This window comes from Streptomyces saintjeani (assembly GCF_055409605.1).
This window is the reverse complement of sequence record NZ_CP189624.1, coordinates 7,633,089-7,656,311: the sequence shown is the minus strand read 5'-3', so window position 1 is coordinate 7,656,311 and position 23,223 is coordinate 7,633,089. Positions and strand designations below refer to the sequence as shown.

The 23,223-nt window shown below is 72.4% G+C and carries 21 protein-coding genes; 2 read left to right on the top strand and 19 right to left on the bottom strand.

The window, feature by feature from the left end:
• Positions 1-245: 245 nt before the first annotated feature.
• From ACQCO7_RS34670 to ACQCO7_RS34600, 15 genes are all read right to left on the bottom strand, one after another.
• On the bottom strand, positions 246-1,406 hold the full coding sequence (locus ACQCO7_RS34670; protein ID WP_464075511.1) for an FAD-dependent monooxygenase: 1,161 nt from the start codon (positions 1,404-1,406) through the stop codon (positions 246-248).
• Positions 1,403-1,993, bottom strand: a complete 591-nt coding sequence (locus ACQCO7_RS34665) for a hypothetical protein (RefSeq protein ID WP_464075510.1) — start codon at positions 1,991-1,993, stop codon at positions 1,403-1,405. Before ACQCO7_RS34665 ends, ACQCO7_RS34670 begins: the two co-directional genes overlap by 4 nt.
• A gap of 134 nt (positions 1,994-2,127) precedes the next feature.
• Positions 2,128-2,640, bottom strand: a complete 513-nt coding sequence (locus tag ACQCO7_RS34660) for an O-acetyl-ADP-ribose deacetylase (protein ID WP_464075509.1) — start codon at positions 2,638-2,640, stop codon at positions 2,128-2,130.
• Positions 2,641-2,670: 30 nt separating this feature from the next.
• Positions 2,671-4,062, bottom strand: a complete 1,392-nt coding sequence (locus ACQCO7_RS34655) for an alkaline phosphatase family protein (protein ID WP_464075508.1) — start codon at positions 4,060-4,062, stop codon at positions 2,671-2,673.
• On the bottom strand, positions 4,059-5,336 hold the full coding sequence (gene eboE / locus ACQCO7_RS34650; protein WP_464075507.1) for a metabolite traffic protein EboE: 1,278 nt from the start codon (positions 5,334-5,336) through the stop codon (positions 4,059-4,061). Before eboE ends, ACQCO7_RS34655 begins: the two co-directional genes overlap by 4 nt.
• A gap of 6 nt (positions 5,337-5,342) precedes the next feature.
• Entirely contained in the window at positions 5,343-6,197 is an 855-nt protein-coding gene (locus tag ACQCO7_RS34645) for a TatD family hydrolase (protein ID WP_464075506.1), read from the bottom strand.
• A 2-nt stretch (positions 6,198-6,199) separates the two neighbouring features.
• On the bottom strand, positions 6,200-7,306 hold the full coding sequence (locus tag ACQCO7_RS34640) for an EboA domain-containing protein (RefSeq protein WP_464075505.1): 1,107 nt from the start codon (positions 7,304-7,306) through the stop codon (positions 6,200-6,202).
• Between the two features lie 54 nt (positions 7,307-7,360).
• Positions 7,361-8,194 carry a sugar phosphate isomerase/epimerase family protein gene (locus tag ACQCO7_RS34635; RefSeq protein WP_464075504.1) on the bottom strand — a complete coding sequence of 278 codons (834 nt, stop codon included), beginning with the start codon at positions 8,192-8,194 and terminating at the stop codon, positions 7,361-7,363.
• A 21-nt stretch (positions 8,195-8,215) separates the two neighbouring features.
• Positions 8,216-9,295, bottom strand: a complete 1,080-nt coding sequence (locus ACQCO7_RS34630) for an SCO3242 family prenyltransferase (protein WP_464075503.1) — start codon at positions 9,293-9,295, stop codon at positions 8,216-8,218.
• Positions 9,296-9,418: 123 nt separating this feature from the next.
• On the bottom strand, positions 9,419-10,831 hold the full coding sequence (locus tag ACQCO7_RS34625; protein ID WP_464077355.1) for a phytoene desaturase family protein: 1,413 nt from the start codon (positions 10,829-10,831) through the stop codon (positions 9,419-9,421).
• A gap of 88 nt (positions 10,832-10,919) precedes the next feature.
• The gene (locus ACQCO7_RS34620; RefSeq protein WP_464075502.1) at positions 10,920-11,765 is read right to left on the bottom strand and encodes an inositol monophosphatase family protein; all 846 of its coding nucleotides are present in this window, start codon (positions 11,763-11,765) and stop codon (positions 10,920-10,922) included.
• 87 nt (positions 11,766-11,852) lie between these two features.
• The gene (locus ACQCO7_RS34615; protein ID WP_464075501.1) at positions 11,853-13,628 is read right to left on the bottom strand and encodes a gamma-glutamyltransferase family protein; all 1,776 of its coding nucleotides are present in this window, start codon (positions 13,626-13,628) and stop codon (positions 11,853-11,855) included.
• A 103-nt stretch (positions 13,629-13,731) separates the two neighbouring features.
• On the bottom strand, positions 13,732-14,052 hold the full coding sequence (locus tag ACQCO7_RS34610) for an SCO4225 family membrane protein (RefSeq protein WP_464075500.1): 321 nt from the start codon (positions 14,050-14,052) through the stop codon (positions 13,732-13,734).
• A gap of 105 nt (positions 14,053-14,157) precedes the next feature.
• Entirely contained in the window at positions 14,158-14,826 is a 669-nt protein-coding gene (locus ACQCO7_RS34605) for a response regulator (RefSeq protein ID WP_464075499.1), read from the bottom strand.
• A 177-nt stretch (positions 14,827-15,003) separates the two neighbouring features.
• The gene (locus ACQCO7_RS34600) at positions 15,004-16,089 is read right to left on the bottom strand and encodes a sensor histidine kinase (RefSeq protein ID WP_464075498.1); all 1,086 of its coding nucleotides are present in this window, start codon (positions 16,087-16,089) and stop codon (positions 15,004-15,006) included.
• A gap of 166 nt (positions 16,090-16,255) precedes the next feature.
• Here ACQCO7_RS34600 and ACQCO7_RS34595 point away from each other — a divergent pair, with 166 nt between their 5' ends.
• Positions 16,256-17,260, top strand: coding sequence for a carboxymuconolactone decarboxylase family protein (locus ACQCO7_RS34595; protein ID WP_464075497.1), 1,005 nt, complete (start codon positions 16,256-16,258; stop codon positions 17,258-17,260).
• Positions 17,261-17,413: 153 nt separating this feature from the next.
• A complete protein-coding gene (locus tag ACQCO7_RS34590) occupies positions 17,414-18,085 on the top strand; it encodes a hypothetical protein (protein WP_464075496.1) in 672 nt (223 codons plus the stop codon).
• Between the two features lie 79 nt (positions 18,086-18,164).
• Here ACQCO7_RS34590 and ACQCO7_RS34585 read toward each other — a convergent pair whose 3' ends face one another.
• From ACQCO7_RS34585 to ACQCO7_RS34570, 4 genes are all read right to left on the bottom strand, one after another.
• Positions 18,165-19,700 carry an NCS1 family nucleobase:cation symporter-1 gene (locus ACQCO7_RS34585; protein ID WP_464075495.1) on the bottom strand — a complete coding sequence of 512 codons (1,536 nt, stop codon included), beginning with the start codon at positions 19,698-19,700 and terminating at the stop codon, positions 18,165-18,167.
• A 152-nt stretch (positions 19,701-19,852) separates the two neighbouring features.
• Positions 19,853-20,875: a TIGR03842 family LLM class F420-dependent oxidoreductase gene (locus tag ACQCO7_RS34580; RefSeq protein ID WP_464075494.1), complete on the bottom strand. Its 1,023-nt coding sequence runs from the start codon at positions 20,873-20,875 to the stop codon at positions 19,853-19,855.
• 11 nt (positions 20,876-20,886) lie between these two features.
• On the bottom strand, positions 20,887-22,290 hold the full coding sequence (hydA, locus tag ACQCO7_RS34575) for a dihydropyrimidinase (RefSeq protein ID WP_464075493.1): 1,404 nt from the start codon (positions 22,288-22,290) through the stop codon (positions 20,887-20,889).
• A gap of 89 nt (positions 22,291-22,379) precedes the next feature.
• Positions 22,380-23,222 carry a nitrilase-related carbon-nitrogen hydrolase gene (locus tag ACQCO7_RS34570; protein WP_010355043.1) on the bottom strand — a complete coding sequence of 281 codons (843 nt, stop codon included), beginning with the start codon at positions 23,220-23,222 and terminating at the stop codon, positions 22,380-22,382.
• Position 23,223: the final 1 nt, after the last annotated feature.

Here is a 23,223-nt window from a genome sequence, read left to right as displayed (position 1 = left end):
TCGCCACCTCGCCACCTCGCCACCTCGCCACCTCGCCACCTCGCCACCTCGCCACCTCGCCACCTCGCCACCCGCACGGAACCACCCGTCACCCCGTCACCCCGTCACCCCGTCACCCCGTCACCCCGTCACCCCGTCACCCCGTCACCCCGTCACCCCGTCACCCCGTCACCCGCACCGAACCACCCGTCCCCCGCCTTGACCAGTCCACCCGCGCCCCCACCGCCCCCTCCCCCAGCAACCGCTCACCGCTCCGAAACACTCGCCGCCCCCGCATAGTCTCGGCCGAACGCCGTCGCATACGGCCCCGGCCTGGTCAGCGCGCGGATGCGTTCGCGGCGCAGCTCCAGTGCGAAACGTCGGTCGGCCGGGGAGCCCGTCGGGAGGTGCAGCAGGTCGAGGAGGCGGTCGGAGAAGTCCTGGGCCCACCAGGCCGCGGCCAGCCGACGGGCCTCGTAGCCGGCGAGGGCGGTGTCGTCGCCGTGGTGGATACGGCGGATCAGCCCGTCCGCGAGGTCGGCCGCGTCGGCGACCGCGAGGTTGAGCCCCTTGGCGCCGGACGGTGTCAGGAGGTGCGCGGCGTCGCCCGCGAGGAGGACGGGGCCCGAGCGCAGCCGGCGCCGGACCCGGCCGCGCATCCGGAGCATGCCGGTCTCGCGCAGCCGTACGGGGGCGGGGTCGCCGGAGCCGGGGGCGAGCCGGAGCGCGAGCTGTTCCCGTACCCGGCCCTCGGGCCAGTCGGCGGGGTCGTCGTCGGCGGGGACCTGGAGATAGAGCCGGGCGACGTTCCCGGCGCGCGGCATCCTCCCCGCGAACCCGGCCTCGTGGACGGCGTAGAGCACGCCCTCGACGGGGTGGGTCATGTCGGCGAGGACGGTGAGCCAGTCGTAGGGGTAACGGCGTTGCAGGGCAAGGGAGTCGGGGAGACTCCCGGCGACGACGCCGTGCGCGCCGTCGCAGCCGATCACGAACTCGGTGCGTACGGTGCCTCGTTCGAGCCGCAGCGCCGTGCCGTCCAACTCCCGCACGGGCGCGTCGAAATGGATCGGGCAGCCCATCTCCTCCAGCGTCGCGACGAGGTCGCGGACCAGCGACTGCTGGGGATACACCCAGTGTCGATACCCCCCGGACAGCTCCCCGTAGTCGACGCGGGTCCGTTCACCGAGGCACAGGAAGTCGCACCACCCGTGCCGCTCCCCCTCCTTGAGCAGCCGGTCGGCGAGACCGTGCGCGGCGAGGAGGTCGACGACCCAATGCTCCAACAGCCCGGCCCGGGCCCGCTGTTCGACGTGCCGCCGGCTCCCGCGCTCCCAGACCTCGACGTCGATCCCGGCCCGGTGCAGCAGCGCGGCGAGCACCAGCCCGGCGGGCCCCGCACCGACGACCGCGACGCGGCCCGCGCTCATCGCAGGGCCGCCGGGACGACCGCCGGATTGAACGACTCGGAGATCACGGCGAACGGCAGGTCCCCATGCCACAGGAGGTACGCCTTGTACGCGGCAGGCTCCCCGCACGGCCCCCAGGACCGCAGCCCCGCGTCCAGCAGAGAACGCCGGTAACCGGTTCCCGCCGCTTGCAGCATGGGCCCGAGCGGCGCCGAGGTGTCGGCGAGGCAGCGTTCGGCGGACGGGCACAGCTCGGGCCGGGCCACCACCACGTTCCGCGAGAGATCGCTCCCGTCGGCCCCGCCGAGCACGGAGTGCCGTACGACCCTCTCGCCGCCCTCGGCGCCGAGCAACTCCCCCGCACGCCAAGGGGTTTCAGTGGACGGAACCCAGCACTGCGTAGCCCGCAGCACCGTCACCTCGGCCCCCGTCCAGGCCCGCAGCAGGGTCGTGGTGAGGCCGTCGGCGCTCAGCAGCAGACGGGTGGCCGGGTGGGTGAAGCGACCGATGCGGACGGCGATGTCCTCGGCGGTCCTGGCGGTGAGGGCGCCGGCGTCCCCCGCCCGTTCCTCGACGCCCAACTCCTCGGTCCAGATGGGTGATCGCACCGGCACTCTTCCTCGCGGATCTTGAGCAGGACGCGCCGAAGCTAGCAGTAGAACGTTTCTGCGCAATCCAGAAGAAACGATTCGGCCTCACAAGTCACCCGACAGGATGAACCGGGGAGGTCTGGATACGACGATCAGATCGCCGCGTACGCCGTGAACTCGTCGTACGCGTCCTGGTCGAACAGCACGAACCGCACCTCCTCGACCCGCGTGGGGGTGTCCCGCGCGGTCCGCACCGCGATGCGCGCGGCGTCGTCCATCGGCCAGCCGTAGATCCCGGCGGAGATCGCGGGGAACGCGACGGTGCGGGCGCCGAGTTGATCGGCGACACCGAGGGATTCGCGGTAGCAGGAGGCGAGGAGGGCGGAGCGGTCCTCGGTGGCGCTGTGGACCGGGCCGACGGTGTGGATCACCCAACGGGCGTTCAGATTCCCGGCAGTTGTGGCGACAGCCTGGCCTGTCGCGAGGCCCTTGCCATAGTGAGATGCGCGGAGCTTTCGGCAGTCCGCCAGGATCGCCGGGCCGCCCCGGCGGTGGATGGCGCCGTCGACGCCACCGCCGCCGAGCAGCGAGGAGTTCGCGGCGTTGACGATGGCGTCGACGGACTGGTCGGTGATGTCGCCCCGGACGAAGGTGAGCGTGGTCATGGGGGCTTTTCTACCAACCCGGCGCCGTTCTCACCCGTCTTTACGCGCCCCGCTCTTTCCCGACAGGGCGAGCAGCAGGTCCTTGATCTCGGTCGCCGCGTACGCCTCGCGCGTCAACTCCGGTCCGGAGCACAGGAGTACGGGACCGTGGTCGGGGTTGTCGGTGAGGCGGCCGTGGCTGCCCCGGACGCCGGAGGGGTCGAGGGGAACCGTACGGATGCGGTAGCGGAAGCCGAGTTTCTTGCGGATCACCGAGCCGATGACCCGCGCCTTGAGGGCCGGGACGGTCTCGTCGTACAGCAACTCGGCGGGGTCGTAGCCGGGTTTGCGATGGATCTCGACCTGGCGGGCGAAGTCGGGGGCCCGGTCGTCGTCGAGCCAGTAGTAGTACGTGAACCAGGCGTCCGGCTCGGCGACGGCGACGAGTTCGCCGGAGCGCTCGTGGTCGAGGCCGTGCTCCTTCTTGCCTGCCGCGTCCAACACCTCGTCCACGCCGTCGAGTTCGGCGAGGATCGCGGCGACGCGGTCGGTGTCGGCGGGGTCGCGGACGTAGACGTGGGCGAGCTGGTGGTCGGAGACGGCGAAGGCGCGGGAGGTCCAGGGGTCGAGGTACTCCATGCCGTCCTGGGTGTGGACGTCGAGGAGTCCGGCGGCGCGCAGGGCGCGGTTGACGTCGACGGGGCGGGAGGCGGGGGCTATGCCGTACTCGCTGAGGGCGACGACCGTCGCGCCCTCCTTCTCGAAGTGGGCGATCAACGGGCCCAGCGCGGCGTCGAGTTGGCGGGCGGCGGCGGCCGTCTGAGGGGAGTCGGGGCCGGTGCGCTGGGGTTCGTAGTCGAGGTGAGGGATGTAGACGAGGGTGAGGTCGGGCTGTTTGTCGTCGAAGATCTGCCGGGTGGCGGCCAGGATCCACTGGGTGGAGGGCAGGCCCGCGTTGGGGCCCCAGTAGGTGAACAGGGGGAAGGGGCCGAGGCGTTCGGTGAGTTCGTCGTGGAGTTCGGGCGGCCGGGTGTAGAAGTCGGGCTCCTTGCGGCCGTCGGAGTAGTAGATCGGACGCGGGGTGACCGTCCAGTCGACGTCCGCGCCCATCGCGTACCACCAGCAGACGTTGGCGACCGTGTAGTCCGGGTTCTCCCTGCGGGCCGCCTCCCAGATCTTCTCGCCCGCGACGAGGGCGTTGTGCTGGCGCCACAGCAGGACGTCGCCGACGTCCCGGAAGTACCAGCCGTTCGCCACCGCCCCGTGCACGGAGGGGAGTTCGCCCGTCAGGAACGTCGACTGGACCGTGCAGGTGACGGCGGGCAGCACGGTGTCGAGGCGGGCCCTGGAACCGCGCTCGCCGAGGGCGGCGACCGAGGGCATGTGGCGCAGCAGGTTGGGGGTGAGGCCGACGATGTCGAGGACGACGAGGCGCTTCTTCATGGGCGCTCCTGCGGGTGGTCGGGGTCCTTGGGGCCTGGGCTGCTGAGGGCGGGCTCCTTGGGGGCGGGCCTTTCGGGGCCACGTTCCTTGAGAGCGGGTCCTTCGAGGCCGCGCCCCTTGACGACGGTCTCCTTGAGGCCGAGGCCGGTCAACTGCTCGTGGGCCCAGGCGAGTTCGGCGGCGATCCCGCCGGGGAGGTCGGTGGGCGGGGTGGGCAGGACGGACCAGGTGTACGTCTCGACCTCGACGTGGTCGCACAGCGCGGCCGGTCCCGCGAACAACTCGGCGAACACGGCGGCCAGTTGACTGGACGTGGTGCGCAACGGCGGCTCGGGGTCGGCGTGCAGGGGTGCGTGGAAGTGCACGCGCCAGGCGCCGGTGTCCGTCGGGAGGGCGCCGTCGAGGGCCTCGGGCAGGTCGTCGGCGGCGAGGATCTCGCCCGCGCGGACGGTACGGGTCTGGTGCAGGAACCGGGGTTCCGCGAGCCGGCGCAGGGCGGCGTGGGCCGCCGGGGCGGCGGGGTCGGCGGCCTCGATCGCGCTGGACGCCTGGAGTTTGACGACCGGCAGCCCGGCGGCGGCGAGACGGGCGACGGCCTCGGCGGGGTCCTCGAACTGCACGACGAGGTGGCAGGCGTCCAGGCAGATCCCGAGGCGCTCGGGGTCGAGCCCGCCGAGGCGTTCGGCGGCCTGCGCGGTCGTCTCGACGACACAGCCCGGCTCGGGTTCGAAGCCGACGCGGATCGCGCGGCCCGTGTCCGCCTCGATGCCGGCGAGCCCCTCGGCCAGCCGGTCCAGGGCGCGGCGGGCGGTGTCGGCGCGGTCGGCGGGCCAGGGCTCGCGCCAGGCGAGGGGGACCGTCGAGACGCTGCCCCGCCTCGCGTCGTCCGGCAGCAGGGCCGCCAACACCCGTGCGCAGTCCAGGGTATGGGTGAGGCGCGCCTCGTCGGCCCAGTCGGGGAGGTAGACGTCCTTCTTGACGACCTCGTTGTGGAAACCGGCGTAGGGGAAGGCGTTGAGGGTGACCGTCTCCAGCCCCCGGCCGGCGAGTTCGCTCTTCAGCCGCTTCAACTGGACTTCGTCGCGGGTGAGTTCGGCGACCACGTCCCGCGCCAGCCACAGGCCTATACCTAGGCGGTCCACGCCCAGGCGTTCGCGTACCGGTTCGGCGTACGTGGCGAGCTGGGCGACCACGCCGTCCAGGTCCTCCGCCTGGTGGACGTTGCTGCAGTAGCCCACATGAACTGTCGTACCGTCAGCATGCTGAAGGCGCACGGGAGTTCACTCACCCCCGCGTTTGATGGAGTTGCCCGCGAACAGGGTCGTGTCGTCCGGCTTCACCTCGTCGAGTTCCAGCCGACCGCTCTGGCCGTAGAAGGCGACGGGGTTGCGCCACATCACCTTGTCCACGGTGTCGTCGTCGAACCCTGCGGCCAACATCGCGTCGGCGGTCTTGCGGGTCTTCAGCGGGTCCGAACTGCCCCAGTCCGCCGCCGAGTTGACCAGGACGCGATCGTTGCCGTGGCCCTTGAGGATCTCGACCATGCGGCCCTCGCTCATCTTCGTCTTCGGGTAGATCGAGAAGCCGGCCCAGCAGCCGCTCTCCAGGACCATGCCGACGGTGAGCTCGTTCAGGTGGTCCAGGACGACGAGTCCGGGGTCGATGCCGGACTCCTTGACCACGTCGAGCGTACGGCGGGTGCCGGCCGCCTTGTCCCGGTGCGGGGTGTGCACGAGCGCCGGGAGGCCGTGGTCCAGGGCGAGTTGGAGCTGGCGGGCGAGCACCTCGTCCTCCTGCGGGGTCATCGAGTCGTAGCCGATCTCGCCGACCGCGACGACCCTGTCCTTCGCGAGGTAGCGGTCGAGTTCGTCCAGCACCGGGAGGCAGCGCGGGTCGTTGGCCTCCTTCGGGTTCAGGGCGATCGTGCAGAAGTGCTGGATGCCGAACTGGGCGGCGCGGTACGGCTCCCAGCCGAGGAGGGCGTCGAAGTAGTCGTAGAAGCTCTGCGGGGAGGTGCGGGGCTGGCCGAGCCAGAACGCGGGCTCCACGAGGGCGCGGACGCCTGCGGCGTACATGGCCTCGTAGTCGTCCGTCGTGCGGGACGTCATGTGGATGTGCGGGTCGAAGATACGCATGGTCAGGGCCTCCTGGGGAAGGTGCCGGTGGCGGCCGGACCGGGGGGTGGGGCGGGAGTTCGGGTGGCAGATGTTGCAGCAACCGTTTCCACAACCGTCGCCGCGTCCCCGTCCGTCTCCGCCAGTGCGGCCAGCGCGCGGGCCGCCGCCTCCGGGCGGGTCTCGGCGAGGTCGCGGGCGCGGGCCGCGAGGGACTTCGCCAGGGCCGTGTGCGCGCGGACCAGCGGCCAGACGTCGGCCGGGACCGTGCGGCCCGCCGCGATGCGCTCGTGCGCGAAGTCGGCGAGCATACGGGCGAGTTCACGGTCCGCGCGGGCGTCCAGACCGTACAGGCGGTCGAGCGGGATGTCGTAGAAGACGCACTTCAGCACGGCCTGCCGGTACTCCGCGTCCGGCAGCCGCGCCGCCGCGTACGCCCCGAGCGCCGCCTCGATCACGCTGTTGTCGTTGCCCCGGAGGGCCTCGCGGACGAGGGAGAGCGCGAGTTCACCGAGCCGGTCGTCGGGGGCGGCGGCGAAGAGGGTACGGCGGACGCCGGGTACGCCGGGGAGGGGGTGCCGGGTGGGGGCTCCGGCACCGCCGGGCGGGGCCGGGTCGCCCGAACCGGCGGCGGCGTGGGGCGAGTTGACGCCGTCGGGAATGCCGGGGCGGTCGGGGCCGTCGGTCGGAGATGCACCGTTGATCGGAGACGTCCCGTCGAAGCCGTCCCTGTTCCCGGTCGGCGCCTCGCCCGCGTCCTCCCGCCCCTCACCTCCCTCCGCGTTGACCTCCTCCAGCAGCGGCAACGCCCTGAGCACGGCGCGCTGTTCGGCCGGGTCGCCGTGGCGGTAGAGGTCGGCGACCGCGTTCGCGAGGGCCTCGCCGCGCAGGGGCAGGGCCGTGAGGAGGGCCGCGCGGACCGCGTCGTCGGTGTGCCAGTGGTCGGTGAGCCGGGCCTGGCCGCACTGGCGGCGGACGGCCGGGAAGAGGGCGCGGATCGCGGCGGGATCGGCGCTGACGCGGGCGGTCGCGGTGTCCAGCCAGGTCCGCGCCCGGTCCGGGAGCGGTGCACCGGCGAGGGCGGGCCGGGGGTCCGGCGGCGCCTGCGGGATGGGGTGGGCGGTAGCCATGCCTGCGGGGTCTCCTGATGGGGTGGCGGAGAACGGGGAAACAGGGGTGAGCGGTTACTGGGCCGCGCGCAGGAACTCCAGCGAGCGGCGGGCGAGTTCGGGGGCGTCGAGCGCGCCGCCCTGGATCTCGACGGACACGAGGCCGGTGTGCCCGAGGTCGCGCAGCGCGGCCAGCACGGGCGGGAAGTCGATCTCGCCGGTGCCGAGTTCGAGGTGCTGGTGGACGCCGCGCCGCATGTCCTCGATCTGTACGTTCAGCAGCCGGGGAGCTGCCAGCCGTACGCAGTCCAGCAGGGGGGCGTCCTCGACGCAGTGTGCGTGTCCGATGTCGAGGGTGATGCCGAACAGGTCGTGTCCGCCGGTGAGTTCGGCGACGCGCAGACAGCGTTCGACGGTGTCGACGAACATGTACGGCTCGGGTTCGAAGGCGAGCGAGACGCCGTAGAACTCGGCGGTCTCCAGCACCCGTCCAACCCCGTCGGCGAGCCGCTTGAAGGCGTCGGCCTCGGGGATGCCGTCCGGGGCGGGGCCGCTGCACAAGTGGACGGTGGGCGAGCCGAGTTCGTCCGCGATCCGCACGGCCCGGCGCAGCACCTCGACGCGCTGGTCGACGCCGTCGCCCATGAGCGTGGGCTGGTGCTTGCCGTAGGGGTCGAGGAGGTAGGGCGCGCCCGTCTCGACGGTCACGCTCAGCCCGTACCGGTCCAGTTTCCTTCGTACGTCGGCTACTTGGCGGGGCAGGTCGTCGGCGTACGGGTCGAGGTGGACGTGGTCGAGGGTGAGTGCCACGCCGTCGTAGCCGAGGTCGGCGAGGACGCCGAGGACGTGGTCGAGCCGGTGGTGGGTGAATCCGTTGGTGCCGTAGCCGAATCTGAGGGGGGAGGCCATGCCTGGTTCCTCACACGGGAGTTAGGTGGGGGAGACGCGCCGGGCCAGTCGGCGGGCCAAGGGGTGTACGGCGCCGAGCAGCGCCGCCGCGACCGGGGCACCGGCGCGCGCGGTGAGCGCGGCCTGCAACGGCACGAGCGCGGTGATCCCGGCCCCGACCGCACCGCGCACGTTCTCCCCTGAGGGCGCCCGGACGGCCTTGACCTGCGCGAGCCCGTAGGAGCCGAGGTAGGAGAGCGCGGCGGCACCGGCGATGAGGGCGGTGGCGGCGGTACGGGGGTCCTGGGGGCGTTTGCCGAGGAGCCCACCGGCGCGGGCGGCGACCGCCGTACCGGAAGCCGGGGCGCCCGCCCCGACCGCGCTCGCCCGCAGCCCGGTACCGCCGGCCGGGGCGTCCGCCGTGGCGAACCCGCCCAGCCCCCGCGCCACCGGCCCCGCCGCCGTCGCCACCGCCGCCGCCGTGGACGCCGCGAACGTCCGGGCCGGGACGCCGGCCGGGGCGCCCGCGATCTCGTGGCGGCTCAGCGCGGTGAGTGTGTACGTGTGGGCGGCGATGAGGGCGGCGGGGAGTGTGCCCCGGCGCAGGGCTGTCGCGCCGGTGCCGGGCGGGGCGACCGCGAGGGCGCCGGTGAGGACGTCGGCGGCGCGGGCGCCGGCCATCACGGCGGGGCCCGCCGGGGTGGACTTGAGGCCCAGGTCGTAGGACCAGACCAGGGCTGTCAGGGGGAGCGCGCCCAGGAGGCCCCGGCGGCCTCCGGTCGCCGCGGCGAGGCCGAGGCTCGCGGCGGTCAGGCCGGTCGCGACGGCGAGGGCGGTGCGGCGGGGCACGCGTCCCGAGGGGATGGGCCGGTCGGGGCGCTCGACGGCGTCGACCGTGGCGTCCGCGTAGTCGTTGAGCGCCATGCCCGCCCAGTACATGCAGACGGAGGAGGCGGTGGCACCCAGGACGCGCGGGTGCCAGGGGGTACGGGCCGCCGCCGCGCCGGCGAGTACATCGCCCGGCACGCTCAGAGCGGCGGGCGCTCTGACGAGCCGTACGTAGTCGGAAGTGCGCTGGCCGGAGGCGGATTTGGAGCGGAATGCCACTTTCCGATCATCCATGCACGCACCTTACTCACAATATTTTCACTTTCAAAAGTATCCAGGTGGGTATGGAGCAGTGGTGAAGGCAACACGGGAAAGCCTTTGCGAAGTCCGGGGAGTTGAGGGTATGGACACCTGAACTCACCTTTGCGCGCGCAGCCTTCGCCATACGGCCTTCGCGGCGTTGTGTCCCGACATGCCGTGCACCCCGGGCCCTGGCGGGGTCGCCGAGGAGCAGATGAAGATCGCCGGGTGCCGGGTGGTGTACGGCGACAGCGACAGCTTGGGACGGAGCATCACCTGGAGCCCGGCGAACGCGCCGGTGCCGATGTCGCCGCCCACGTAGTTGGCGTTGCGGACGGCGAGCTGGGGCGGGCCGAAGGTGGCGCGCGCGAGGACCCGGTCCCTGAACCCCGGTGCGAAGCGCTCCAGTTGACGCTCGATCGGCTCCGTGAGGTCGCCGGTCCAGCCGCTCGGGACGTGGCCGTACGCCCAGAAGACCTGCTTGCCCTCGGGCGCGCGCGTGGGGTCGACGATGCTCGGCTGGACGGTGATCATGAACGGGCGGTCGGGGGCGCGGTTCTCCCGGGACGCGGCCTTCAGCGCGGCGCCGATCTCCGCGCTGTCCGCGCCGATCTGCACGGTCGTCGCGGAGCGGGGTGCCTCGGCGGTCCACGGGACCGGGCCGTCGAGCGCGTAGTCGACCTTGAACACGCCCGCGCCGTACCGGTAGTTGTCGTAGTAGCCGCCGAGGCCCGCGATGCGCGCGAGGGCGGTCGGCGAGGTGTCGAACACGTACGCGCGCGCGGGCGGGAGGTCGTCGAGGCGCTTGACCTCGTAGTCCGTGTGGATCTCGCCGCCGAGGTCCTTGAGGTAGCCGGCCAGCGCGTCGGAGATCGCCTGGGAGCCGCCCCGGGCCACCGGCCAGCCGCGCGCGTGCGCGGCGAGCGCGAAGATGAGGCCGATCGCGCCGGTCGCGAAGCCGGTGAGGGGCGCCATGACGTGGGCGACGAGGCCCGCGAACACCGTCTTCGCGGGCTCGTCCCGGAAGCGGCGGGTCAGCCACGTCGACGGGGGCAGGCCCGCGAGGCCGAAGCGGGCCAGGGTGACCGGGTCGCGGGGCAGCGCGGTCAGGGGCAGCGACATGAAGTCCCGTACGAGGGTGTCCCAGTGCGGCAGGAACGGCTCGACCAGGCGGCGGTACGCGCCCGCGTCGCGCGGGCCGAAGGACGCGGCCGTCTCGGCGACGGAACGCGCCAGTACGGCCGCCGTACCGTCCGGGAAGGGGTGCGCCATCGGCAGCTCCGAGTGCAGCCACTCCAGGCCGTACCGCTCAAGGGGCAGCGCCCGGAAGGCCGGTGAGCTGATCCCGAGGGGGTGCGCCGCCGAGCACGGGTCGTGCAGGAACCCCGGCAGCGTCAGCTCCTCGGTCCGCGCTCCCCCGCCGACGGTCTCCTTCGCCTCGAACAGCGCCACGGAGAACCCCCGGCGCGCCAACTCCACGGCGGCGGTCAGTCCGTTCGGCCCCGCCCCCACCACCACCGCATCGAACACCGCCGCCACTTCGGACCCCTTCGTCAGCCGTCCGGCCACCTGGGGCCAGGATATGCCGGGGGTCCGACAACGGGTCCGGGGCGTCGGCTCACTCCCCGCCGGCGAGCGTCCCGATGACCTTCCGCGCGGTCTCGGCGTCCCGCGCCGTCGTGAACGGCAGCGCGTTGCCCCCGGTGATCCGGAACGGCTCTCCGGCGAGCGTCAGGTGCGTGCCCCCCGCCTCCTCGACCAGCAGCAGGCCCGCCGCGTGGTCCCAGGCGGCCTCCCAGGAGAAGGCGGTCGCGTCGGACTCACCGCGCGCGACCGCGAGGTACTCCAGGCCGGCGGCACCGCACGCGCGCGGGGCGATGCCGTCGGTCCAGAGGTTGCGCAGGACGGCCTTCTGGTCGTCGTCGGTGTAGTCGGGGTGGGAGCAGGCGACGCGGAGATCGGCGCCGGGGACCGGACGGCCCGCGTGCAGACGCTCGCCGTCCAGGTACGCGCCGCCACCGCGCACGGCCGTCGCGAGCTGGTCGCGGGCGGGCGCGTACGTCCAGGACGCGAGGAGGACACCGCGCCGGACGAGCGCGACCAGCGTGCAGAAGCCGTCCTCGCCGCGCACGAACGGGCGGGTGCCGTCGACCGGGTCGACGATCCACACGGGGGCGTCGCCCTGTATCGCCTCGTACACCGACGGGTCCGCGTGGACCGCCTCCTCGCCGACGACGGCCGAGCCCGGCAGGAGCTTGCCGAGGACGTCGGTGAGGTACTTCTCGGCGAGCCGGTCCGCGTCGGTCACCAGGTCGTGCGGGCCCGCCTTCTCGTCCACGTCGCCCGCCCCGAGCCGCCGGAAGCGGGGCATGATCTCGGTCGCGGCGGCCGTGCGGACCGCCTCCTCCACGTCAGCCGCGCGCCGGGCGAGAAACTCCTCGATGGTTTCCATGTCTTCGATCATGTCTCCATGAGAGCACGCCCCACTGACAATCCCCGCCCGCCCGGTGCCCTCCGGGTGGAATCGGGATGAAAAGCCGGTTCCCGCCGGTCAGCGGCCGACCGCGTACCCCTGCATCCCGCGCGGGTTCGCGGCGGCGGACAGTACGCCGGTCTCCGGGTCGCGCGCGACCGCGCACAGCCGCCCCTCGGACCAGGGCCCGCCCACGGTCACGTCGTGGCCGCGCCGCCGCAGCTCCTCGACGACCCCGGCGGGCGTCCGCTCCTCCACGGTGACACTGCCGGGGCGCGTCCCGCGCGGGTAGAACGAGCTGGGGAAGGAGTCGTTGTGCCAGTTCGGCGCGTCGATCGCCCCTTGGAGGTCGAGTCCGCCCCGCGCGGGCGCGCGCAGGGCGACGGCGAGGAAGAAGTGCACCTGCCACTGGTCCTGCTGGTCACCGCCGGGCGTGCCGAACGCCAGCACGGGCACGCCGTCGCGCAGCGCGAGGGACGGCGACAGGGTCGTACGGGGCCGCCGTCCCGGCGTCAGGGAGTCCGCCAGCCCCTCCTCCAGGCGCGTCATCTGCAACCGCGTGCCCAGCGGGAAGCCGAGTTCCGGCACGACCGGGTTGGACTGGAGCCAGCCGCCGCTGGGCGTGGCCGCGACCATGTTGCCCCAGCGGTCGACGATGTCCAGGTGGCAGGTGTCGCCCCGGGTGGTGCCGTCGGTGGCGACGGTGGGCTCTCCCACGCCGAGCGCCAGGGAATCGACGTCCACGCGCGCGTGCGCGCCGATCCGGGGCTCGCGGCCTCCGGGCGCGCCGGGCCTCAGCTCGTACGACGCCTTGTCGTCGATCAGCTCGCGCCGTCCGGCGTTGTACGGCTCCGACAGCAGCTCGGCGAGCGGCACCTCGCGCGCGTCGCCGTACCACGCCTCCCGGTCGGCCATCGCGAGCTTGCAGCCCTCGATCAGTAGATGGACGTAGTCGGCGCTCCCGTAGGGCGGCAGCTGCGGCGGGAGCAGCGCGAGCTGCTGGAGGAAGGCGGGGCCCTGGCTCCAGGGGCCCGGCTTGCAGACGGTCCAGCCGTTCCAGTCGTACGTCGCGGGCGCCTCGTAGGTCGCGGACCAGCCGGCGAGGTCGGCGGCCGTGAGGGTGCCGGTGTGGCGTTCGCCGGTGGCGTCGAGGGTGGGGCGCGCGGACTGCCGTACCAGCGCCTCGGCGATGAACCCGGTACGCCACACGTCCCGCGCGGCGTCGATCTGCGCCGCTCTGTCGGCCGTACCGGACACCTCGTCCAGGAGGCGGCGCCAGGTCGCGGCGAGGGCGGGGTTGCGCAGGAGGGCGCCGGGGCGGGGCGGGCGGCCGTCCGGGAGGTAGACCCGCGCGGAGGACGTCCACTCGGTCTCGAAGAGGCTCCGTACGGTCTCCACGGTCGTCCCGACGTTCTCCACGGGCGCGTGTCCGTGCTCCGCGTAGCCGATGGCGTACTTCAGGACGTCCGTGAGGCGCTTGGTGCCGTGGTCGCGCAGGAGGAGCAGCCAGGCGTCGAACGCGCCCGGTACGGCCGCCGCGAGGGGCCCTGTGCCGGGGACGAGGTCCAGGCCGAGCGCCCGGTAGTGCGCGATCGTCGCGCCTTCGGGGGCGACGCCCTGGCCGCACAGGACGCGCACCTCCCCGCGCGCGGGCGCCAGCAGGATCGGCACCTCTCCGGCGGGCCCGTTGAGGTGCGGTTCGACGACGTGCAGCACGAACGCGCCGGCCACCGCCGCGTCGTACGCGTTGCCGCCGTCCTCCAGGACCGCCATCGCCGACTGCGAGGCGAGCCAGTGCGTCGACGACACCATGCCGAAGGTGCCCTGGAGCGTCGGCCGGGTGGTGAACTGCATCTCTCGCACCTCACTGGGTTCACGCGCCGCACGGACGTCCGGCGGCCGTAGATCGTTGCTACGACCATCAGACTGCCCTGCACGCGCGGGCGCACACCCGCCGTTACCGCCCGGTGAGGGCCGCCCCCGTCCCGCGCCCGCGTGTAGCGGCCCGGTAGAGCGCCCCGATGGCCCCGGCCTGCACGACCGCCCCGACCACGACCCCTGCCGACACCAGCGGCTCCGGCAGCATCAAGAAGATCCACGACACCGGCCCAGTGACCACGAACGCCCACACCCCCGCCATGCTCGCGTCCTCGTGCGTGACGAACAGCGCGTCCACCGCGATCCATCCCAACACGGCGGCCACCAGCGCGAGATACCCCAACGCGGCCGGGTTCACGAACCACTGCCGGGCCTTGCCGACGAACTGCGAGCGGACCATGACACGCCTCCACGGGGTTTCTCCGACCGTCCCTCTGCCTGCCTCCAGCTTCCCGAAGGCGGCGCGCGGGTGCCTGAGTACGGGTACTCAGTCGCCGGGGCCGGGCTACCCAGCCTCCCGGCGCGCCCGCACCAACCCCGACTCGTAGGCGAACACGACCAGTTGGGCCCGGTCCCGCGCGCCGAGCTTCGTCATCGCCCGGCTGACGTGGGTCTTCGCCGTGAGGGGGCTGATAACCATGTGGGCGGCTATCTCGTCGTTCGTGAGGCCGTGGGCGGCGAGGGCGGTGACCTCGCGTTCGCGGCGGGTGAGGTGGTCGAGGCCGGGGGTGGTGGTGCGGTCGGGGGGACGGGAGAGGAACTCGCCGATGAGGGTGCGCGTCGCGGAGGGGGCCAGGAGGGCGTCCCCGCGCGCGATGACGTCGATCGCCCGGAGGAAGTCCGCGGGTTCGCCGTCCTTGAGGAGGAAGCCGCTCGCGCCCGCGCGCAGGGCCTCGAAGACGTACTCGTCGACGCTGTGGTTCGTGAGGATGACGACCCGTACGCCCGCGAGCGCGGGGTCGGCGGTGACCGTACGGGTCACCTCGATGCCGGACATCCCGGGCATCTGTACGTCCACCAGCGCGACGTCCGGCCGCGCGGCCCGGATCACCTCCACCGCCCGCTGCCCGTCCGCCGCTTCCCCCACGACCTCGACCCCGCCCTCGGCGTCCAGCAACGCCCGGAACCCGGCGCGGATGAGGGCCTGGTCGTCGACGAGGACGACACGGGTCACCGGGGCCGTCCCGCGCTCGCCTCCGGCCGTGCCAACGTGCCGTTCCCCGCCCTGGATCACTCCGGCCCCCTCCTCGGTCGGCCCCGTCGCCCGGGTCAAGCCCCACGACGCGCCCTCGCCGGGTCGACGCCGCCCTGCCCCATCGCCGGCCTCCGCCCGGAACGCCACCCCCACCCCTCAACCCGCCTCCCCCAACGGCAACTCCGCCCGCACCGAGAACCCGCCCTCCGCGCGTGGCGCGGCATCCAGCGTTCCGCACAGGGCCGTAACCCGTTCACGCATCCCCGTGAGGCCCGTGCCCGGTCGCAGGGGGCGGGACGGGTGTGCCAGGCCGTCGTCGTCCACACGTATCACCAGCGCGCGCCGGCCGTAGTCGAGGCGGACCTGGACGGTGGCCCGGCCCGCGTGGCGGGCGGCGTTGGTGAGGGCCTCCTGGACGATGCGGTAGGCGGCGCGTTCGACGGGGACGGCGAGGGCGCGTTCCTCGCCGGTGACCGTGAGGCGCGCGCAGAGCCCCGCCGCGCGGGCGCGTTCGACGAGGAGAGCCGGTGTGCCGGTGGGCTCGTCGGTGCGCAGGACGGCGAGCGTGGCGCGCAGTTCGCGCATGGCCTCGCCGCTGGCCTCCTGGATGGCGACGAGGACGGGCGGGACCTCTTCGCCGCGCTTGCGCGCGAGGTGCGCGGCGACGCCCGCCTGGAGCTTGACGACGGAGATGCTGTGGGTGAGTGAGTCGTGCAACTCGCGCGCGATGCGCAGCCGTTCCTCCCCGGCCCGGCGCAACGCGGCTTCCTCGCGGGTGCGTTCGGCGTCCAGCGCGCGCTGCTCGGTCTGGCGCAGGTACGCCCGCCAGTTGCGGTCGGCGAGCCCGCTGACGGCCGCGCACAGCACCCACCCGGCGAGCAGGACGGCGGCGGCGGGCCGGTGCAGCGCGTACCCGGCGAGGAACACAGCGCCCGCCCCGAGCGCGAGCCAGCGGTGCCCCACGCGCGCGGCGGTGTGCACGGCGCCCACGACGGGCAGGGCGGCCCAGGGCCCGGGGTCGGCGCGCAGGACGTACGCCGTACCGGTCACGGTCGCGACGGCGAGCACCGCGCGCGGGGCGCACCGGTGGACGGCGAGGGCGAGCGAACCGGCGAGGATCAGCGGGTAGTCGACGGCCCGCGTGTCCGCGTCGAGGGCGGCTGCGGTCACCACGATCGCGCCGATCACGGCCGCGAGTGCCGCGTCGGCGAGCCGCGTCCGCACGTCCGTTCGCCCGTCCATGTCCGCACCCTAGACCCCGCCACCGACATCGGCGTCAGCCCTGTGGACGGCTCGCGCACTACTCCCGTCGCAGTAGCCGGGCCGCACGCCCCCTGCCGGGGATGTGCGCCGCAACCGCTACGCCGGGACGACGCTTTCGCGCGCCCCCGCCGCCAGGCTGGCGTACATGTCCACTCCTTTCCGCCACACCACTCCCCCGTCGCCGAAACAGGCCGAGGGCCGCGTCGCCGAGGTGTACGCGCAGTTGGCGCGCGACTTCGGGATCGCCGCTCCGCCCACATTCACGGTCCTGTCGTCCGCACCCGGACTCATGCTTCCCGCCTGGGCGTTGCTGCGGGAGTCGCTGATCGCAGGTCCGGGCGACCGCACCGGCAAGGAGGTCGCCGCGTACGGCGTGTCGCTCGCCAACAGGTGTCCGTTCTGCGTGTCCGCGCACACGGTCCTGCTGCACGCGACGGGGGAGCACGCCCTGGCCGAACGCCTCGCGCGGGGCGAGCGCCCGGAGAGCAAGGTCCACGCGCGTGTGCTCGACTGGGCGGCCCGCACGCGCGTGCCGGGTGCGGACCCCGAACCGCTGCCCTTCGCGCGCGAGGAGCTGCCCGGTTACCTGGGCACCGCGCTGGCCTTCCACCTCGTGAACCGTTTCGCCTCGGCGCTGCTCACCGAGGACCTCCTCCCGGCGGGCGCCCAGCGCCTGCGCCCGGTGCGCTCCCTCACGGGCCGCTCGCTGTCGCGCACGGTCCGCCGTACGGCCGTCCCCGGCGCCTCCCTGCCGCTCCTGGAGGCGCCCGGCAGGGGCCCCGCGTGGGCCGCGGGTACGGCGGTGGGTCCCGCGTACGACGCGCTGCGCACGGCCGCGCTGGAGGGCGCCGTACTCCTCGGGGAGGACGAGCGGCGTCTCGTCCGGGAGGGGGTCGTGGCCTGGGACGGCGCGCATCCCCCCGTCATCCTCCGGGGCTACCCGCACCGACGCGAACGGCCCGGCGCGCGCCTCGCGCTGCTGGCCGCGCTGGCGCCGTACCGGATCACCGGCGAGGACGTCGCGGCCTGGCGGCGGGAGGACCGTACGGACGGGGATCTGGTGCGTCTCGTGGTGTACGGGGCGTTCCTCGCGGTGGAGCGGATCGAGGCCGCCCTGCACTTTTCACCGCACCCCGCGCGGCACATTTAGGGACGTTCGCCTCGTCAACACGGGGCCGCTGTCACCACTCAGGTACGCAGCGAGTTCGCGCTTCCGCACCACTGTCAGTCGTGTGACACTGGCGTCCCGTCGTCCGCGGTGCGGACTGGTCTCCGTGCCCTCCCCCACAAAAGAAGTGCGCCTGTGCGTTCTCTTCCTCTGCCGCTCGCCCTCGCGGCCCGGCTGTCCCCGGTGGTCGTGCTCGCCTGCGCGGGCTGGGCCCTGTCGTCCTCCCCCGCCTCCCCCGAGGACGCGGCCTCCCAGGGCGACAGCACCCGGCAGACCCGGTCGGAGCCGGACGGCACGCCGTCCTCCCCGGCCGCGGCGAAGGCGTACGCCGCCGCGCCCGCGCCGTGCGGCAGCGTCTCCGCGAAGACGGTCACCTCGCTGGTGCCGGGCGCGAAGACGGCGGGCAAGGAGATCCCGTCCACGGACACGAAGGTCCGCCGGACCTGTTCCTGGAACGCGCTCAAAGGGTTCGACTACCGCTGGCTGGACGTGTCCTTCGAGATCATGGACACCGAGGACGCGGCGCTCAAGTCGTACAAGGCGCGGGTCGGCGAGAAGAGCGGCGGCGGCCTTGTGCCGGGGCTCGGCCAGGAGGCGTACTCCGTCGTCAACCTCACGACCGAGGACAAGCAGCAGACCCGGGAGGGTGTGGTGTTCGCCCGGACGGCCAACGCGATCGTCATCGTGACGTACAACGGCAGCGACTTCGAGACGAAGAAGGCGCCGGACACGAGCACGATCAACACGGGGGCGATCAAGGCGGCGAAGGAGGCGATGGGGGCGTTGCAGGGGGGTACTGCGGGGTGACAGGTGGGGTACGGCGGAGGTAGGGGGTACGGCGGGGTGGAGGTATGGCGGGGTGAGGGGTATCACCCCGCCCGGGACCTCAGGCGTCCGTCTTGGCCGTCTCGTCCTTCCCGCGTAGCACCATCAACCCCAGGTACAACACCATCGACGTCCCCAGCCCCACCGCCCAGCCGTAGTCCGCGAGGGACCTGAGCGCCGGGATCGGGCGGCCGTCGATGATCGGCTTGAAGCTCGCACCGCCCACCGCGAGGACCCCGCCGACGAGGAACGCGGCGACGGCGCGCCAGTTCCAGCCGTTCTCGTACCAGTACCGGCCGCCGGCGCGGTACAGGTCGACGAGGTCGAGCTTGCCGCGCCGCAGGATCCAGTAGTCGGCGATGAGGATGCCGGCGACGGTGCCGAGGAGCCCGCCGACCAGGCCGAGCCAGGTGAAGATGTAGCCCTGCGGGTCGGAGTACAGCTTCCAGGGGAAGATCAGCACGCCGAGGACGCAGGTCGCGAGCGCGCCGGTGCGGAAACTGATCCTGCGGGGCGCGATGTTGGAGAAGTCGAAGGCCGGGGAGACCAGGTTCGCGGCGATGTTGACGGACAGCGTCGCCACCAGGACCGTCACCAGCGCGAACAGCAGCCCGAAGACGTTGTCGGTCTTCGCGGCGAGCTGGACCGGGTCCCAGATCGTCTCGCCGTACACAGCCTGCGAGCCGGAGGTGACCATCACGGACAGCAGCGCGAACAGCGTCATCGTGGTCGGCAGGCCGAGCGCCTGTCCCCAGGTCTGCGCCTTCTGGGACTTGCCGTAGCGGGTGAAGTCGGGGATGTTCAGCGACAGCGTCGACCAGAAGCCGATCATGCCCATCAGGGACGGCCAGAACAGCTTCCAGAAGTCGTCGCCCCAGCCGAGTTTGGACGGCTGGTCGAGCAACGGGCCGAATCCTCCCGCCTTGTTGCTCATCCAGATCAGCATGACGACCGCGCCGACGAGGACGAACGGCGCCGCCCAGTTCTCGAACCGGCGGATCGTCTCCATCCCCCGGTAGATGATGGCCACTTGGATCGCCCAGAAGATCGCGAACGACAGCCACATCGTCCACGCGTACCCGCCGACCTCCCCGGCGTCGCTCCACCCGGAGCCGATCAGCTTCCCGGCGAGGAAGTAGATCGCCTCACCGCCGATCCAGGTCTGGATCCCGAACCAGCCGCACGCCACCAACGCCCGTACGACAGCGGGGAGGTTGGCGCCCCGGATGCCGAACGAGGCACGCGCGAACACCGGGAACGGGATGCCGTACTTGGGCCCCGCGTGTCCGGTCAGCAGCATCGGCACCAGCACGATGACGTTGGCCAGCGCGATGGTGAACACCGCCTGCTTCCAGTCCATGCCGACGGCGATGAGACCCGAAGCGAGCGTCCAGGACGCGGTGTTGTGGGCCATGCCGACCCACAGCGCGGAGAAGTTGTACGTCGTCCAGGTGCGCTTCTCGACCGGTACGGGGAGCAGGTCCTCGTTGGCGTAGGGGCCGGTGGGCTGCGGAGCGCCGGGGGCAATCTCCACCCGGCCGTCGGCGAGGGTGACTTGGGAGGGCGGGGGCAGCGCGGTGGGCGCGGTGTCGGTCATGGGCTTGGCCAATCGGGGAGAGGGGAGGGGAGAGAGGCCGTGCGGGCGAATCCTCGGGGTGCGCGTGGGGGACGCGGGGTGCGCGTGGGGGTGCGCCCTGTCCCTCCCCCGGCGTGAGGCCGGGAGAGGGAGACCAACTGACCTGGTTTCGCTCAGCCGTTGACGGCCGGGATCACCGTGGTGCCGTACGCGTCGATGACGGCTTCCTGCGCGTCGTGCATGTCGTAGATCGCGAACTGGTCGACGCCGAGGGCGCGTAGGGCGTTCAGCTTCTCGACGTGCTGCTCGGGCGTGCCGATGACGCAGAAGCGGTCGACGATCTCGTCCGGGACGAACTGGGTGTCGGGGTTGCCGCTGCGGCCGTGGTGCGAATAGTCGTACCCCTGGCGGGACTTGATGTACTCGGTGAGCTCCTCGGGGACCTGGGAGGAGTGCTCACCGTACTTGGAGACGAGGTCGGCGACGTGGTTGCCGACCATCCCGCCGAACCACCGGCACTGCTCGCGCGCGTGGGCGAGGGCTTCGGGCGAGTCGTCGGCGGTGACGTACGCGGGTGCGGCGACGCAGATCCTGACGTCGTCGGGGTCGCGTCCGGCGGCGACGGCGGCGTCCTTGACGGCCTTCACCATGTACTCGGTGAGGTAGAGGTCGGCGAGCTGGAGGATGAACCCGTCGGCCTCCTCGCCGGTCATCTTGAGCGCCTTGGGCCCGTAAGCGGCCATCCAGACGGGGAGTTGGGCGCCGTCCTTGATCCACGGGAACTTGACGACGGTACCGCCGCCGAGGTCGGCCTCCTGGCCGGAGCCGAGCGCGCGGATGACCTTCATCGCGTCGCTGATCCGCGCGAGGGTGTTGGGCGCGCGGCCCGCGACGCGCATCGCGGAGTCGCCGCGCCCGATGCCGCAGACGGTGCGGTTGCCGAACATGTCGTTGAGGGTGGCGAAGGTGGAGGCGGTCACCTCCCAGGTGCGGGTGCCGGGGTTGGTGACCATCGGCCCGACCGTCAACTTCGAGGTCTGGGACAGGATCTGACTGTAGATCACGAACGGTTCCTGCCACAGCACGGCGGAGTCGAAGGTCCAGCCGTACGTGAAGCCGTTCTCCTCGGCCCGCTTCATCAGCTCGATGACACGCGAGGCGGGTGGGTCGGTCTGGAGGACAAGTCCGAAGTCCATGGGCGCCACTCCTAGATGAGGTACTGACAGGTGGAGCGCGGGGTGTAGGCGCCGTGTCCGGCGCGTCCGGTGAACTCCCGCTCGGTGATGACGAGTTCGCCGCGCGAGAGCACCGTCTCGACGCGTCCGGTGAGCCGCTTGCCCTCGTACGCCGAGTAGTCGACGTTCATGTGGTGGGTCTCGGCGGAGACGATCTGCTCGGCGTGCGGGTCGTAGATGACGACGTCGGCGTCGGCGCCGGGGGCGATGGTGCCCTTCTTCGGGTAGAGGCCGAACATGCGGGCCGGGGTGGCGCAGGCGATCTCGATCCAGCGGCGGCGCGAGATGTGTCCGTCCACAACTGCCTGGTGCAGCAGGTCCATTCGGTTCTCGACGCCCGGGAGGCCGTTGGGGATCTTCGAGAAGTCCCCGCGCCCCAGCTCCTTCTGTCCCACGAAGCAGAAGGGGCAGTGGTCGGTGGAGACGACCTGGAGGTCGTTGGTGCGCAGCCCCTGCCAGAGCTTCGCCTGGTGCTCGCGGGGCCGAAGGGGCGTGCTGCACACGTACTTGGCGCCCTCGAAGTCCGGTTCGGCGAGGTTGTCGGTCGACAGGAACAGGTACTGCGGGCAGGTCTCGCCGAAGACGTTGAGCCCTTCGTCGCGCGCCCGCGCCAGCTCGGCCACTGCCTCCATGGCCGAGACGTGCACGACGTACAGCGGGGCTCCGGCGACCTGCGCGAGCTTGATCGCGCGGTGCGTCGCCTCGGCTTCGAGGAGCGCCTTGCGGACCTCGCCGTGGTAGCGCGGGTCCCTCTCGCCGCGTTCCAGGGCCTGTTGGACGAGGACGTCGATGGCGATGCCGTTCTCGGCGTGCATCATGATCAGCCCGCCGTTCTCGGCGGAGCGCTGCATGGCGCGCAGGATCTGGCCGTCGTCGCTGTAGAAGACGCCGGGGTAGGCCATGAACTGCTTGAAGGAGGTGACGCCTTCCTCGACGAGGAGGTCCATCTCCTTGAGCGTCTCGTCGTGGACGTCGGAGACGATCATGTGGAAGGCGTAGTCGACCGCGCAGTTGCCCTCGGCCTTGGCGTGCCAGGCGTCGAGGCCCTCGCGCAGGGTGTGGCCGACGCTCTGCACGGCGAAGTCGACGATCGTCGTCGTACCGCCCCAGGCGGCGGCGCGGGTGCCGGTCTCGAAGGTGTCGGCGGCGAAGGTGCCGCCGAACGGCAGCTCCATGTGGGTGTGGGCGTCGACTCCGCCCGGAATCACGTACTTTCCGGTCGCGTCCAGGACCCGCTCGGCCGTCCACGCCTCGGCCGACGGGGTGCCGGTGGCGGCGAGGGCGGCGATCCGGCCGTCCTCGATCAGGACATCGGCGTGGATCTCGTCGGACGCGGTGACGACGAGACCGCCGCGGATGACGGTACGACTGCTCATGTGCTCCCAACTCCAGTCTCAGGAAAGGTTTCTGGATGTGTCGCGCGCGGGCCCGGCCCCCGTGGCACCGGGCCCGCGCGCGGCGCCGGTCAGGGAGCGGTCAGCGGGCCGTAGGCGTCGGTGCGGCGGTCGCGGTAGAACTGCCAGCGGTCGCGGACCTCGCGCAGCTTGGCCAGGTCCAGGTCGCGGACGACGAGTTCGCTCTCCTTGTCGCTGGCGACCTCGCCGACGAACTGGGCCTCCGGGTCCACGAAGTAGGAGGTGCCGTAGAAGTCGTTGTCGCCCAGTTCCTCGACACCGACGCGGTTGATCGCGCCGATGAAGTACTCGTTCGCGACGGCCGCCGCCGGCTGCTCCAACTGCCAGAGGTACGCGGAGAGTCCGCGCGAGGTCGCCGACGGGTTGAAGACGATCTCGGCGCCCGCGAGCCCGAGTGCCCGCCAGCCTTCCGGGAAGTGGCGGTCGTAGCAGATGTAGACGCCGATCTTCCCGGCCTTCGTGTCGAAGATCGGCCAGCCCGCGTTGCCGGGGCGGAAGTAGAACTTCTCCCAGAATCCCTTGACTTGAGGGATGTGGTGCTTGCGGTACTTGCCGAGGTAGGAGCCGTCCGCGTCGATGACGGCGGCGGTGTTGTAGAGGACGCCGGGCTGTTCCTCCTCGTACATCGGCAGCACGAGGACGATGCCGTGCTCCTTGGCGAGGGCCTGGAACCGCTTGACGATCGGCCCGTCGGGGATCTGCTCGGCGTACTCGTAGAACGCGGGGTCCTGCACCTGGCAGAAGTACGGCCCGTAGAACAGCTCCTGGAAGCACAGGACTTGGGCTCCCTGGGCGGCGGCGTCGCGCACCGCCTGCTCGTGCACCTGGATCATCGACTCCTTGTCGCCGGTCCAGGCGGTCTGGAAGATCGCGGCACGGATCACTCTGCTCATC